This window comes from Pseudomonas sp. FSL L8-0168, from assembly GCF_037976155.1.
Classification (GTDB): domain Bacteria; phylum Pseudomonadota; class Gammaproteobacteria; order Pseudomonadales; family Pseudomonadaceae; genus Aquipseudomonas; species Aquipseudomonas paracarnis.
In genome coordinates this window covers 3,899,870-3,913,957 of the sequence record NZ_CP150262.1, presented here as the reverse complement: position 1 = coordinate 3,913,957, position 14,088 = coordinate 3,899,870, and the positions used below count along the sequence as shown (strand labels likewise).

The window sequence follows — 14,088 nt, the reverse complement described above, 5'->3', positions numbered from 1 at the left end:
GTTTTTTCAAGGTTCAACTCAGGTGTCTTGCTTGTTTTCCAGCACGGCACCGGTCTTGGCGTCGAGCTTCACATCCCATTTCTTGCCGGTGGTGTCGGTCAGGTCCACTTCGTAGACCAGCTTGCCAGCTTCGTGATCCAACTCGGTATCGTTGATGGTCGCGCCGGCATGTTGGGCGACGGCGGCGGCGTTAAGCTTTTCGAACGCCATCACTTCACCGGACTTGAGCAGGCTAGGAATCTGGTCCGGACGGACATCAGCCTGGGCCAGGCCGGCAGTCAAGGTCAGGGCAGTAGCAGCGAACAGGGCAGTCAAGGTTTTCATGGTGTGTGTCCTTCTTAGGTTGAGCTGTTTAAGTGGCGCCAGATTAACCGGCGCAACTTAACTCATCCTTAATGGCTCACTGACACTAACGCTTTTAGTACTTATGGTCGTTGAGCAGGTCTTGCACGCTGGACGACGGCCAGCGCTTGTAGAACTTCAACAGCTCGGCGGCGCGGTTGGTGAAAATGCCATCGACGCCGGCCTTCATCACTTTCTCGAAGTCCACCGGCTCATCCACCGTATACACATGCACCAGCAGGCCCTTGTCGTGGGTCAGCTTGTTCATTTCAGGCTTCACCAGGTTGGTGTAGCTCTGGTCGCCGTGGTCGGTCAGCTCGGCCGACGGGCCGGTGCCGATGGCGCCGAGGCTTTTGGCTTCATCAACCCATTTTTCGAATTCGGCAGCGTCTTTAGGCTCTTGCTTGGCGTAGTAGGCGGCCTTGGTGGATTCGCCAGACTCGGCGAAGGTCACTTTGGATTTGGGCTCGATGCTGCCTTCACCCACCCACAACAGCAGGATTTTCGGAGTGTTGGGCATTTCCTTCTGCAGCTCTTTGAGGCTGGCGGTTTCGAAGGTTTGCAGCACCACGCGGCCCTTGCCTTGGCCGACACCGGTATTGCTCTTGCCCAGTTTGGAGCCGGCGGAGCTCAGCCAGCCTTTGTCGAGCAGCTTGTTTTTCAGGTCGGCTTCGATACCGGGGAACTGCTTGGGCTCCTTGGTCTCGATGTACAGGCCGGGTTTGTGCGAGGGGTTGCCTTCGGCGATCTTGATGATGTCGTCCAGGCTCAGGATTTTCAGGCCAACGAAACCAGGGCGCGCGCGGTCCGGGTAGGCGGCGTTGAACCAGCTGCCGGCGTCGAGGGTTTGCAGTTCTTTCCAGGTGAACTCGTTGGCAGGCGCGTCTTTGCGCTCGGGGAACTTGGTGGCGACGTCGGTGGTGCGCTGCAGGTTGTTGTCGTGCAGGGCGAACAGCACGCCGTCCTTGCTACGTTGCAGGTCCAGTTCCAGGTAGTCGGCGCCCAGGTCGCGTGCAACCTTGTAGGCAGCGGCGGTGGATTCAGGCGCATCGTAGGAAGCACCACGGTGAGCGATCACGGCAGGGTAGGGAATGCCTTCGTTTGTCGCCAATTCGGCCGGGCTGACCGGCTCGGCAGCCTGTGCCTGGCCAAGGCCGAGCATCAACGCCAGCAGCAAGGCGCTTTTGGAAAACGTGACAGGCATATGCGAAGTCCTTTCGTGGAGGTAACTTTGAGAAGGTGTCCTTTTTAACAATTGATTGCGAACGGCGCTATCACCAAACCGACATTAACGTGCGCACCGGCCAATTTTGTCGACTTTTTTGCAGGGTGTTGCAGTATTCTTACGGGTAGCTGCCCCGCCAGAGGGCGGTATTTTCTGCCACGCGTGTAAACCATCTTTCCAGTCCCTGTGGGACTTTTCAGTGAGGTTTACCATGCGCATCACTTCCGAGCTTATCTGCCAGGCCGCCGACCAACTCCAGGGTTTTGTCGGCCTCAACCGCAAGACCGGCCAGTACATCGTACGATTCAGCGAAGACTCATTCGGCATGGACGTGGCCGATGACGGCATCATCCCCACGGCCGAGTTCGTCTGGCTGCCGGCCGCCGACCACACCATGACCCTGTGCCGAGCGCGCCTGCAGTTGTTGCTCGACCAGAATATCGACGAGCGCATCAACATCACCGAGCCGCTGCGTGTGTATATGCGCCGGGTAGAGATCCCGCAGATCAGCGCGTTGCGCAGTTTGGTGAGCTGAGCGTCCGCGATTGCTAACGATGACGAACAAATGTGGGAGCTGGCTTGCCTGCGATAGTCTCACTGCGGTTTCACTGCATCACCGAGGTGTCTGCATCGCAGGCAAGCCAGCTCCCACCGGGTTCGGTGATTCAAGTGGAGAAGGTGTAGGCCCGCTCTACCTTGCACACCCGCGTGTGAAACGCCGCATACCAAGTGGCCCGCCCTTGCTCGCGCACCTGCCGATGCTCAGCCTGTTGTTTCCAGGCCAGGATCGCCGCCTCGCTGGCCCAGTAGGACACGGTGATCCCCAGCCCATCCTCCCGCGCCGATTCCACCCCAAGAAACCCCGGTTGTTGCCTGGCCAGTTCCAGCATGCGCGTGGCGGCCTCGCCATAACCCCGGTCGGCGTCGGTGCGCAGCGAGCTGAAAATTACCGCGTAATAAGGTGGGGCGGGTGTTTTGGCAATCATGCCGATACCTCCTGGCAGGCCTTGAGCAGCGCAATCACCAGCGGCGGCGTGATGCCCTTGAGTGCGGCGCGTTCAGGCTGGAACAGGGTGGCGACGAAGAACGGGTGGTCGAGCAGTTCCACCGCGCGCAGATCGCCCGCCGAATCGTGGCCGGTGGGAATCAGGTTGGCGTCCAGCAGGGCGTCGGCAAAGGTGGGGTTGATGCCGTAGCGGCAACGGTAACCCTCGTGGATGTCCAGGCTGCCGTAGGCCTGGGCAATGCGCGTGTACGCGGCCAGGCGCACGGTGTCGTTCACTTCCACCAGGGAGCAGTCCAGCGGCGTGATGACGGCGCGCTCAGTATCGGGCATTAATTCGCCGTGCTGGGCATCGGCCCAGCCGAGCACATGGCGGGCATATTCCAGCACGGCATGTTGAAAACCGCCGCAGGTACCGAGGAAAGGGCGACCTTGTTCGCGGGCAAAACGTATCGCGCGCAGGGCGCCGTCGACGTCGCGATAGGGGCTGCCGGGCACGCACCAGAAGCCGTCGAAGTCGCTCAGGGCAGAAGTGGAGGTAAGGGTGTCGGTGGCCAGCCATTGCACGTGGACGCTCAGGCCCAGAGCGTCGGCGGCCTGTTGCAGGGCCATGGGAATGGCTTGGTGGGCGGTCACATCAGGGTTGTAGTCACCGATCAGGGCAAGGTGCAGCGCGGGGGTTGGCATCGTGTACGTCCCATGGCTTGTGGTGGGTTGATACCCACTATAGATTGGCGTTCACGCAATCAATATTGGCGTTTGCCCATATGTTCAATGCAGCTACGCACTATCAAATCGACTACGCCGACCTGTCATTGGTCCTGGCCCTGGTGCGCGGCGGTACCCTGGCGCGGGCGGCGGCGCTGCTGCGGGTCGATGTATCCACGGTGTTCCGTGCGGTGCGGCGGCTGGAGGCGGCGCTGGGCCAAACCCTGTTTGAAAAAAGCCGTGCCGGTTATTTGCCCACCAGCCTGGCGAGCAACCTGGCCCAACAGGCCGAGCGTGCCGAGCAGGCGCTGGAGGCGGCGCGCATTGGCGTGGAACAGGGCGGTGAAGTGATCAGCGGCACCGTGCGCCTGACCTGCACCGACTCAGTGTTGCAAGGCTTGCTGTTGCCGGCCCTCGCGCAGTTCATGCCGGCCTACCCGGCGTTGACCCTGGAACTGAGCACCTCCAATGACTTCGCCAACCTCAGCCGCCGCGATGCGGATATCGCCCTGCGCCTGACCACGGCGCCGCCGGAGCATCTTGTCGGACGTTGCCTGGGGGCGGTGGCGTATCAGGTGTGTGCCAGTGCCGACTATGCGCGCCTGCACCCAGACCATGAGTGGGCCGATCTGGCCTGGATCGCGCCGGACGATTTTTTACCCGATCACCCCACCGTCGCCTGGCGCCGTGAGTATTTGCCGGGCGTGCGTCTCCGTTATCGGTGCAACAGCATGCAGTCGGTGGCCGAATTAGTGCGCGCAGGGTTGGGCGTAGCGGCGCTGCCGGATTTTCTAGTCGGGAATGGCGTGCAACCGCTGGGCCCTGCGCTGGCAGGGCACGATACGGCGTTGTGGTTGTTGACGCGGCCTGATTGTCGGGCGTTGCGCTCGGTGGTGACGCTGTTTGATGAGTTGGGGCGGCATGTGCGCTGGCTGCGAAGTTAACCCTCAGACAGCCAGCGCCAAGGGTTCAGCGATTGCCCCGCTCATTGGCAAACGCGCTTACCGCTTGTACCGCCTCGCCGGTACCTTCGCGAATCTGCAGGATCACCGTGCCGGCCTGGTTGGCCAGTTCCACACCCTGGGCAGCGCGGTCGCGGGTGGCGTCCATGCTGTCGATGGCTTGGCGGGTTTCGTCCTGGATCATGGCGATCATGCCGGAGATTTCCGCGGTGGAGCCGCTGGTGCGCGCGGCCAGTTGCCGCACTTCATCGGCCACCACGGCAAAGCCACGTCCCTGCTCGCCGGCGCGGGCGGCTTCGATGGCGGCGTTGAGGGCCAGCAGGTTGGTCTGGTCGGCAATGCCGCGAATGGTGTTGACGATGGCGGTGATCTGTTGCGAGCGTTCGCCCAGCTTGGCGATCAGTTGCGAAGAGGTGTCGATATCCACGGCAATTTCACGCATGCCGCTGGCGGTCTTCTGAATCACCTCAGCGCCTTTTTCCGCCATCTCCTGGGTGTTCAACGACAGGTGATAAGCCTGGGCGGCGCTCTGTGCGTCAGCGGCATGCTGTAGCACGCGGGCGGTGACGTCCGAGGCGAACTTCACCACTTTGCACAAGCGCCCGCTGGCGTCGTAGACCGGGTTGTAGTTGGCTTCCAGCCACACGACCTGGCCGTGTTTATCCACCCGCTCGAACTGGCCATTGAACAGCTCGCCCTGGTTCAAGCGCTTCCAGAACTCGCTGTAGGCCGCACTGTTGGCCAGTTCGGCCGTGCAAAACAGGCGGTGATGCTTGCCCTGGATCTGCGCCAGGCTGTAGCCCATGCGCTGCAGGAAATTGCCGTTGGCGGTGATGATGGTGCCGTCGAGGTTGAACTCGATCATCGCCATGGCGCGGTCGATGGCTGCAAGCTTGGCGTTGGCTTCGCTCTCGGCTTGCAGGCGCGGGGTGACGTCCATGGCGTATTTCACCACTTTGATTACATTCCCCGCTTCATCCCGTACCGGGTTATAGCTGGCTTCCAGCCACACCGAGGCGCCGTTGCCGCCTACTCGTTCAAAGGTGCCCGACTGGAATTGGCCGTTGCGCAGGTGCGTCCATAACTGGTTGTAGTCCGCGCTGCGGGCGAACGCCGGGGTACAGAACATCCGATGGGGCTGGCCCAGAATCTGTTCGGCGCGGTAGCCCATGGTCTTGAAGAAGTTGTCATTGGCGCGCAGCACGGTACCTTGCAGGTCGAATTCGATCACGGCCATGGAGCGCTCGATGGCGTCCAGCAGGCTGGTCTGTTGGGCAAGGCTGTGTTGCAGGGTACTGATGGTTTTCTTGTGAGCGTGAAATAGCATGGTGGAGGGCTCGGGCATGCAAGCGTATGCGGGGTCCATGTATTTGCGCCTGACCCCGTAGGGCCCCTGGCCTTACGGTTGACTTGCTCATTGCCAGCTTCCTGGTGCTGACAGAGGGGGGTAGAACAACGGTCTCAGAGTGATCAATCGGCCTGGAAGTTCGCTCGTCAGGCAGGACTATTTTGGCCAGGCGACCAATGGCGGCATTATGCTATTGCAGCAGGTGGGCGGAGCAAGATTCGGACGAGGTGTCATCAGACAACTCAGGCTGAATGAACGACCGTGCATTCGCTGATCTTGACGCGGTTGCGGCCGCTGTTTTTGGCGGTGTACAACGCGCGATCCGCAGCATCGAGCCACATGACCGCGTCCTTGAAGGACGGGTGGAAATCCGCCAGGCCAATGCTCAGGCTGACGCGCAGGTCTGGGATTTGCGGATGCCGATAGTGACTGAAGGTTTCGCGTAGATGCTCCATTACCTGCGCAGCGGCTTGCAGGGGCATTTTCGGAAGCATCACACAGAACTCATCGCCGCCATAGCGGCCGGCCAGGTCTTCTTCGCGCAAGTGTTCGCGCAGCGCTTGGCTCAACTGGCGCAGCACCGCGTCACCCACGGTGTGGCCATGAACGTCATTGATGTGCTTGAAGTGGTCGATATCGATCAAAGCAATGGTCGCTTGGCCGTGTTGCTGTTGGCACTTGTGAAACTTGAGGTTCAGCAGGTCTTTCCAGGAACCATGGTTGAGCAGGCCGGTGAGGCTGTCGATGCGGCTCAGGGCGCTGAGGGCGCGTTTGTGTTGCGACAGTTTGATCGCCAACTGGTAACAGACCATGCCGATGGCCATCGGGTAGAGCGTCAGCATCGGCAGGCAGGTGTAGACCTCGGTGAGGCTGACGCTGGGGTCGAACTTGATGCCGAACAGGCCCCAGGCCACCGCGATACCGGCCGCCTGTGCCAGCAACCCGCGCAGGAACAGGCGTTTGCCACCGGCTGCGACGTTGTTCATGGCCATCATCGACAGAATAGTCACCGCTGTCAGTGGCGAAAACTGAGTGGCCGCGGCCCAGAATCCGCCCAGCACTGAGTCATACAGCAGGTTGCGTTGTTCGGCCTGGTAGGGAAATGGCGAGTGAGTGGAAATCAGGTACGCCACATGCGGCCAGGCAATGCCGTTGAACAGCAGCAACGCCCAGACCCAACCGGGCATCGACAAGGGATACAAAGCCCCGATTACGCTGATGCTACCGATACCCAGGCCGATAATCCTTGGCGTGTAGATACGCCTGGCAAATGAAAGCCCTTTGCCTCGTCTGTTTTCCATAGTGTCCTGGGTCAACTTTTTTGCGGGTGCAACAGCACGCGTCAGCGGGCAGAGCCGGTGGTCGGATAAGAAAGGTGGATTGTCGATTATTCCTGTGGGATTAATCAGTGTCCTTCCAGGCCATTTGCGCAAAACAGCGGGCAAAAACGCCATAAACGACCTTAAATGTCGCTCCTGCAACAGGGCTTACTGGGGCGTGCGCTGCGTGCTGGCTTCGTAGCCGGCGAGGAACAGGTCGATGGCCGATTCGATGACATGGGCCTGGGTGGCAGGGTCGAGGGTGGGCTGGCCGAGGGTGATTTGCGGCCAGAATGCAAAGGCCTTGAGCAGGCTTTGGATCTGGTGGGCGGCGAACGCCGGGTCGGTGCCGGTGAGGCGGCCGTCTTCCTGGGCGGCGCGCACCCATTGGGTAAAGCCTTCTTCCCGCGCACTGAGGCGGTTGACCATGTCTTGCGCGCGCTCCGGCGAATGGATAGTGGCAGCAATGGCCACGCGTGCCAGGTCGAGGAAGTTGGCGTCTGACATCATCTGCATTTTCGCTTCCAGCAACGTGCGTAGTTGGTCGCGCAGTGGGCGGTCACTGGTGTAGATCACGTCCAGTTGGGCAACGCTGCTGGCCCACAGTTGGTGGAGGATCTCGGCGAACAGTTCTTCCTTGCTGGGGAAGTGGTTGTACACGGTGCGCTTGGAAACGCCAGCGCTGGCGGCGATCTTGTCCATGCTGGTGACCTCGAAGCCGTGCTCGCGAAATTCGGCAATCGCCGCCGCCACGATGGCTTCGCGTTTACGCTCGGTGAGGCGTTTGGGGGCAGTCATGGAAGGCATTCGACTCAACAATGAAATTACACCGGGCAGTTTACTTGCTCCGGATTTTGTTGCAATCTAGAAACTACACTGTGCAGTGTAATACTTGAGCGGACCGCAGGAGTCACTTTGTCATGGCTACGATTTCAACCCGTCTCGACCCTGCGCCCTCGGCGCCCAAGCCTGCCGAGCAGGGCCTGGGGCACTTCAGCAACGACACGCCGGTGCAGCACGGTGGCTTGGGCAAGACCCTGCGCATTTTCTGGAACATGCTATTCAACAAGCCGCGAACGACACGGCCGGTGGGGCAGATTCCGGTACAGCCACTGACCCGCGAGCAGTTATTGGCCGCCCCTGATCACAGCGTGTATCGCCTCGGCCATTCAACCGTGCTGCTGAAAATGCGCGGTAAATTCTGGGTCACCGACCCGGTGTTTGCCGAACGCGCCTCGCCATTGCGTTGGGCCGGCCCCAAGCGTTTTCATCAGCCGCCTATCAGTCTTGAAGAGCTGCCTGCGCTGGAAGCGGTGATCCTTTCCCACAATCATTACGACCATCTCGACCGCAAAGCGGTGGTCCAATTGGCCGAAAAGACCCGCTACTTCCTGGCGCCCCTGGGCGTGGGCGACACACTGGTCAAATGGGGCGTGGATGCCAGCAAAGTCCGCCAGTTGCAATGGTGGCAGGGCACCGAGGTCGATGGCGTTCGTTTTGTCTGCACGCCGGCCCAGCACTTTTCCGGGCGCGGCCTGTTTGATGGCAACCAGACCCTGTGGTGCTCCTGGGTGATGATCGACGACACGCGGCGTATCTTTTTTAGTGGCGATACGGGCTATTTCGACGGTTTCAAACGCATCGGCGAGCAATACGGGCCGTTTGACCTGACCCTGATGGAAACCGGCGCTTACAATGTCGATTGGCCCCATGTACACATGCAGCCGGAGCAAACGCTGCAGGCGCATATCGACCTTAAAGGGCGCTGGCTGCTGCCGATTCACAATGGCACCTTCGACCTGGCCTTCCACGCCTGGCATGAGCCTTTCGACCGCATCATGGCCCTGGCCTGGGAGCGCAATGTTTCGATCACCACTCCGGCGATGGGTCAGGCTTTTCGCTTGAACCAGCCTGAGCGCGGGCGTGCCTGGTGGCTGGAAGTGGAACCTCAATCGGTCAACGAACACGCAGCAGGCTGAGCCAAAGGCCCGTTTGGAAAAGAGCTTTTCAGCGAATTTCAGCCCTGCGACAAAGGTCAAGAGAGAGTGCGATGATCCCCCGGGAATTTTATCTCCGGGAGGATGTTTCGATGGACAGCCATTGTAAGAAACTTTGGAAGATGGGTTTGCCGTGTGCGTCAGCTCAACCGCTGCCATCGCTAATGAACGCCGTCGACGTTCCCGCTTCACCCCACGGTGCCGCTCCCCCTTCTATTGTCTTTGGCACCGAGCAACGTGCGGGCGCCACGCCCATACCTGGGTATAACGCTCTGGCTCCCCATATACGGCCGGTGCGCGATCCCGCGCTATCGCTGATCGCCATCAGCGGCGTTGACCCTACCGAACCGGTGATGGTGGAGGTACCGCTGGTATTGAATAACACCACCTTCACCGCCTCGCTGCCGCTGACGGGATATCGTATCGGCTATGCCGAGCATTATGTGCAGGGCAAGCAGGTTGAACGGGTCGCACGCAGTGCGGCCTTGAACCGAGTCTTCGACACCCTGCGCCAGGCTGGTGCGCAATGCGTGGCAGTGGATATGCAGCGCAGCGGTGATTGTGAGCAGGCTTGTCATGAAATCGACGAGCTGGTGGTAGGTCTTCGCCTTGATGCCTTGGTGTCAGAGGATCCCGAAGCCGCCTTTCATCACGCCTGTAAAAGCGGCTACCCCAGTATGTGTGAAACCCTGGAAGACGGCTCCAAGGTCTGGTTTTACGGTGCGCGCTGGGCGGGTGATCGCTTGGCGGCACTGGTACGAGCTTACCGCGTGCTGCGGCCGTAGGTATTGATGCCTACATCGGGCTGCGAAGGGTAGGACGCAGTGGCAGGATTCGCCTGAAATAGTGGTGGGTGGTCGGCTCTTAGACTGGTGCGGCGCTATCGACCGATAGCTCTCACACTCAGTCAAACAGAGGGGCACTTCATGATCGGACCAGTTTCGGCAGGTGGATGGGCCACGGGCCTGCTTCAGGAGCTTTCAAACCCGGTACAAGGTTTCAAGAGTGCCTGCCAGATGTCAGCGGAGATGGCCCAAGGAGGCGGCGTCACCTCAGAGTCACTGTTGAAGGACTCGCTCAAACAAATTGCCAATATTGATCGTGGGCTACAGGGCGGCAATGCGTTTTTGGAAACCAACCCGGATGCCATGAGGGAGGCGAAGGCCCGCGATCAGGAACGTGCCAATGGCCGCGTACGCGGGTACTTGCATGGCGTGCCGATAGCGCTCAAGGATGTCTTTGAAACCAATGACCGCATGCAGACCAGTGCAGGCTCCAAGGCGTTGGTGGGTGCGCCTGCCGCCCGGAATGCCAAGGTCGTCGACAATTTGCTGAAAGCTGGCGTGGTGATTGTAGGCAAAACCAATATGAGTGAGCTGTCCAACTTTCGCTCACTCAAATCGGCGGATGGCTGGAGCTCCCGAGGTGGCCAGACGTTGAACCCACATCGACTCGGAGGGACGGTGGCCGGCTCGAGTTCAGGTTCGGCCGTGGCGGTCGCCCAGGGGCATGTGCCCGTGGCACTGGGGTTGGAAACCAACGGATCAATCATCAGCCCCGCAGCCTACAACGGTGTGTTTGGCCTGAAAACAACGACGGGCCTGGTCAGTACCGAAGGCGTCATGACCAGCACCCGCATGGACGCGGTGGGGACCTTCACCCGCAATATCTGTGATGCGGCAGAAGCACTCAATGCAATGACCGAGACCAACGTCTACACCGAGGGCCTGCACGCTGATGCCTTGAAGGGTAAGCGTATTGGCTATACCCCTTTGCCTGAATTGTCCGCAGAGGAGTCCAAAGACCCGGCCAAGCGCGCAGACCGCAAGCACTATGAGGCGGCGCTCGAAGTGATGAAGGCCCAGGGTGCAATTCTAGTGCCCTTGGAGCGGTTGGACGCCGGTGTCCCCGATGAAGCCTATGAGGGTTATAACGAGGCGATATTCTCGGAGGTCAAGCAACAACTGGAAGACTATTTGGCTGGGCGGGAAGGTTTGCCCGTCAAGTCACTTGCTGAGCTGATTGCTTTTATCAAACGCACGCAGAAACCTGATGAGCCTGACCAGAAATTGCTGGAAATGATCAATGAGCTGGAGACCACGCCGCAAAAGCGCGAGGTATTGTGGGAAGCCATCCTTCCTGTATTTCAGAAGACCATTGATGACCCCCTGAAGGAGCACAAGCTCGACGCCATGGTGTCGAATTTTCTGACGCACAACTATTTCTATAGTGCGGCCGCCGGGTACCCCGGTATATCTGTTCCATCAGGTATGGATGATGAAGGCATGCCCACGGCAATTTACGTGTATGGCTCCGGCAAGAGTGAAGCCACCTTGCTGTCAGTCGCCCATGGTTATGAACAAGCCTCGCAGGCCATTCAAGAACCGGCTTTTCTCCCAGGTGCTCCTTCTACGCAAACACCAGACAGTCCAGATAAAACGGTTGAGGCCACCAACGGCTGAGTTGAGTCAGCCTCGGCTGGTTGCCACGGTTGAACCCATCAATTGAGAGATAAGGCTTTGTGCAGAAGGTTGCGCCGCCGGGGTATCGAACCGGCGCGCACTCATCCCCCACCCCGGTGCGAACCCCGGGAAAAACACCAGCCCTTCGGCCTCCAGGCGAAACGCCAGGATCAAACGGGTTTCATCGTCCACGTCGCCGTGGTCTTCCAATTGTTCAATGGCTTGCACCGCCACGCCAGCCTGGCGAGCCAGCGCTTCGCGGCTCCAGCCCAGCATGACGCGCGCCTGCGCGCAGTGTTTGGCGGTGAATTGATGCAGGACGATCTGTTGTTCTACGAAAGAACTCATTGCCAGAGAGGACATGGGGTTTCTCCAGGTTCGACAGGGGAGGTGCAACTATACTGTGTTTTTGTACAGTTGTTTCTACCGCTCATCCACTGGCGTTGCAACCCCTTATGATTCCAGCCCCGGTGCCTCACGAATAATCAGGTGATCCAGATTCTCGATCCTGGCGCTGAATACCCCGAACGTCTGCTCGGGGTTTTTCTGGCTGGGCACCTGCACAAGCTGCGGCGTGACCCCATAGAAAAAGCAATACAGCGACCGTTCACTGCTGGCCGCCGCCTTGATCTGCTCCAGGAATGCCGTGCGCTTGCGGTAGTTTTCGATGAGCTTTTTGCTCAGGTAGACGTTCACCGAATAAGGCTTCCTGTCGAGCCACACCTTCTTTTCGAAGTCGATGCGAAAACTGCTGGTGTAGTCCTTGATGGTCTTGATCTTGCCCCAGTAAATCAAACCCTGGTTGTCTTGCAGGTATTCGATCTTCTTGAAGAATGCCCAGTAGGTCGCCGCGTGCTCACCGATCTTCAAAGGCATGGCCTTGAGCTTGTCCTTGTCATCGATGTTGGACACGTAGCACTCCACCGGGTGTGCGAATACGCTGGTTTTGTCCGGGATCGAGTCATTGCTGCTAGAAGAGGTGGTAGCGCGGTTTGCGGGCGCTTTCGTCGGCTCCTGAAGGACGCTTCCAGCGGTGCCGACTACCGGCGTTTTAGGCTCGTACAGTCGCCGCGTCAGCACAAATTCCGATGGGAAATTTTCCTCACGCTCGTCGTCATTTTCACCCGTCGCAGGTTTATGGCTGCCGGCATAGCGGCAGCCGTCGATATGCCGCGTGCCGGGTTTGTTCTTGAAGTGCGGCGTGCGCAGGTAGTTGACGTTCTTGGCGTTGAAAGTGCTCAACGCATTGGTGCTATCGAACGCCGCGCGGCAGGCGTCGTTGGGGCACAGGAAGCTGTCCTTGTCGGAATCGAACGCGGTGGTTTCGTCGAAATTCAGGTCTCGTATGTCATAGATCGACACCTTGTCGTCGAGACTCAGGCTGTAGGCCGTGTCGAATTTCATGGGGCTCGGGTCCTTCAGAGGTTTGGCTATTAATAGCCGGATCTTGCGTAAATATCAGCAAGAACCTGCCACGCGTCGCCCGCTCAAGAAACACAGGGTGCCGCCCATGGCCGTGAGTGCGGCCAAGGCAAAGAACATGCTGGTGGGCGCCGCATTGATCAGCAGATAGCCGCAAATCACCGGGCTCATGGCCCCGCCAAACGCGGCCAGGTTCTGTGCCCCGTAATAACTGCCCCGTAGTGCATCCGGCGCGATGGTGTCGATAAACAGGAACTCTGAGGGATAGATGATCATCTCGCCCAAGGTGAACACAAACATCGCCAGGCACCAGGTCAGCAGACTGTGCGCCTGGCTGAAGCCGACCAACCCGACAATAAACAGCAGGGTGCCCAGCACGATCCAATGGCGCAGTTGCTCGCGCTTGAGAAATCGGCCGATTTGGTACTGCATCAAAATCACGGTGATGGCGTTGCAGGCGAGCACCGCAGACAGAATTTTCAGTGCCTGGTCGGGGGTGTAGGCCACCAGCAAAAACTGCGACAGATAAAGGGTGTAGCGCCCATGGACGATGGTGCTCAACAGGCTGCCGCTGGTGAAGAGGATCAGCGTGCGGTCGCTGCGCAAGATGCGCAGGGTGCTGAGGAAACTCTGAGGCTTATGACTGTCGTCGCGCTGGGTCGGCGCAATGCCGATCATCAGGAACAGGCTGCCAAAGGCAATGGCGCTGGCGATCAAAAACGGTGCCCACGGCAATTGGCCGGCAATCACTACGCCCAACATCGGGCCCGTGGCATAGCCGACATTGGTCAGGGTGTAGCGCAGGGAAAACACCTTGGCGCGCTCACCCACCGGCAGGTTTTCGCTGATGATCGCCTTGGAGCCGATCAGGAACAGCGCCGACGCGGCTTCAGTCACAACAAGGGTCAGCGTGGTGAGGTAGAGGTTGCTGGCAAAGGTCAGCAACAAAAAGCCGATGGAGCTGGAGAGCATGGCCAGGATCAGCAGTTTGCGCTTTTCCAGGCGATCGATGATGTAGCCGCCATACAACCCCATGAGCGTGGCGATGAACACCGCGACCCCCATCAGCAGGCCGATGTCCTGCTGGTTGAGGCCCAGGCGTGTGCTCAGCCAGAGGGCCAGCAATGGGCTGGTCATGGCACGGCTGACCACGATGGTCACCGAGCAGATCATCAGGCGACGGATTACCAGGGAGTAGGTGGCCACGGTGGGGTGGGCTCCTTGTGATTCTTACCTACACGACTCAGATCACCAGCGAACGCAGATTGAGTGTGGGAGCTGGCTTGCCTGCGATAGCGGA

At 59.5% G+C, this 14,088-nt stretch carries 15 protein-coding genes; 5 read left to right on the top strand and 10 right to left on the bottom strand.

What is annotated here, in order from left to right:
- Positions 1 to 18 precede the first annotated feature (18 nt).
- On the bottom strand, positions 19 to 324 hold the full coding sequence (locus tag MHH62_RS17875) for a PepSY domain-containing protein (RefSeq protein WP_014719623.1): 306 nt from the start codon (positions 322 to 324) through the stop codon (positions 19 to 21).
- A gap of 94 nt (positions 325 to 418) precedes the next feature.
- Positions 419 to 1,546 (bottom strand): glycerophosphodiester phosphodiesterase, encoded by a 1,128-nt coding sequence (locus MHH62_RS17870; RefSeq protein WP_339231539.1) that lies wholly within the window; start codon positions 1,544 to 1,546, stop codon positions 419 to 421.
- 232 nt (positions 1,547 to 1,778) lie between these two features.
- Between MHH62_RS17870 and MHH62_RS17865 the strand changes: the two genes are divergently transcribed.
- Positions 1,779 to 2,102 carry a DUF2025 family protein gene (locus MHH62_RS17865; RefSeq protein ID WP_014719621.1) on the top strand — a complete coding sequence of 108 codons (324 nt, stop codon included), beginning with the start codon at positions 1,779 to 1,781 and terminating at the stop codon, positions 2,100 to 2,102.
- Positions 2,103 to 2,232: 130 nt separating this feature from the next.
- Here MHH62_RS17865 and MHH62_RS17860 read toward each other — a convergent pair whose 3' ends face one another.
- Both MHH62_RS17860 and MHH62_RS17855 read right to left on the bottom strand, forming a co-directional pair.
- A complete protein-coding gene (locus tag MHH62_RS17860) occupies positions 2,233 to 2,553 on the bottom strand; it encodes an antibiotic biosynthesis monooxygenase (protein ID WP_019819298.1) in 321 nt (106 codons plus the stop codon).
- Positions 2,550 to 3,257, bottom strand: a complete 708-nt coding sequence (locus tag MHH62_RS17855) for a CTP synthase (protein ID WP_020303113.1) — start codon at positions 3,255 to 3,257, stop codon at positions 2,550 to 2,552. The genes MHH62_RS17860 and MHH62_RS17855 overlap by 4 nt, the downstream gene beginning before the upstream one ends.
- An 80-nt stretch (positions 3,258 to 3,337) precedes the next feature.
- Between MHH62_RS17855 and MHH62_RS17850 the strand changes: the two genes are divergently transcribed.
- Positions 3,338 to 4,222, top strand: a complete 885-nt coding sequence (locus MHH62_RS17850; protein ID WP_014719618.1) for a LysR family transcriptional regulator — start codon at positions 3,338 to 3,340, stop codon at positions 4,220 to 4,222.
- Positions 4,223 to 4,247: 25 nt separating this feature from the next.
- On the opposite strand, the gene MHH62_RS17845 is transcribed toward MHH62_RS17850, so the two are convergent.
- The 3 genes from MHH62_RS17845 to MHH62_RS17835 all read right to left on the bottom strand — a co-directional run bounded on the left by MHH62_RS17845 (position 4,248) and on the right by MHH62_RS17835 (position 7,705).
- Positions 4,248 to 5,567, bottom strand: coding sequence for a PAS domain-containing methyl-accepting chemotaxis protein (locus MHH62_RS17845; protein WP_020303112.1), 1,320 nt, complete (start codon positions 5,565 to 5,567; stop codon positions 4,248 to 4,250).
- Positions 5,568 to 5,830: 263 nt separating this feature from the next.
- Positions 5,831 to 6,889, bottom strand: coding sequence for a diguanylate cyclase (locus tag MHH62_RS17840; protein WP_032902792.1), 1,059 nt, complete (start codon positions 6,887 to 6,889; stop codon positions 5,831 to 5,833).
- Positions 6,890 to 7,075: 186 nt separating this feature from the next.
- Entirely contained in the window at positions 7,076 to 7,705 is a 630-nt protein-coding gene (locus MHH62_RS17835) for a TetR/AcrR family transcriptional regulator (RefSeq protein ID WP_014719615.1), read from the bottom strand.
- A 122-nt stretch (positions 7,706 to 7,827) separates the two neighbouring features.
- Between MHH62_RS17835 and MHH62_RS17830 the strand changes: the two genes are divergently transcribed.
- From MHH62_RS17830 to MHH62_RS17820, 3 genes are all read left to right on the top strand, one after another.
- Complete coding sequence (locus tag MHH62_RS17830) at positions 7,828 to 8,886, top strand: MBL fold metallo-hydrolase (RefSeq protein WP_020303109.1); 1,059 nt, start codon at positions 7,828 to 7,830, stop codon at positions 8,884 to 8,886.
- 182 nt (positions 8,887 to 9,068) lie between these two features.
- The gene (locus MHH62_RS17825) at positions 9,069 to 9,689 is read left to right on the top strand and encodes a hypothetical protein (protein ID WP_236466169.1); all 621 of its coding nucleotides are present in this window, start codon (positions 9,069 to 9,071) and stop codon (positions 9,687 to 9,689) included.
- Between the two features lie 231 nt (positions 9,690 to 9,920).
- On the top strand, positions 9,921 to 11,366 hold the full coding sequence (locus MHH62_RS17820; protein ID WP_044483379.1) for an amidase family protein: 1,446 nt from the start codon (positions 9,921 to 9,923) through the stop codon (positions 11,364 to 11,366).
- A gap of 6 nt (positions 11,367 to 11,372) precedes the next feature.
- On the opposite strand, the gene MHH62_RS17815 is transcribed toward MHH62_RS17820, so the two are convergent.
- The 3 genes from MHH62_RS17815 to MHH62_RS17805 form a co-directional block, all read right to left on the bottom strand.
- Positions 11,373 to 11,729, bottom strand: coding sequence for a transcriptional regulator (locus tag MHH62_RS17815; protein WP_014719611.1), 357 nt, complete (start codon positions 11,727 to 11,729; stop codon positions 11,373 to 11,375).
- 90 nt (positions 11,730 to 11,819) lie between these two features.
- A complete protein-coding gene (locus tag MHH62_RS17810; protein WP_014719610.1) occupies positions 11,820 to 12,770 on the bottom strand; it encodes a hypothetical protein in 951 nt (316 codons plus the stop codon).
- A 54-nt stretch (positions 12,771 to 12,824) separates the two neighbouring features.
- Positions 12,825 to 13,994: an MFS transporter gene (locus MHH62_RS17805; RefSeq protein WP_019819281.1), complete on the bottom strand. Its 1,170-nt coding sequence runs from the start codon at positions 13,992 to 13,994 to the stop codon at positions 12,825 to 12,827.
- Positions 13,995 to 14,088: the final 94 nt, after the last annotated feature.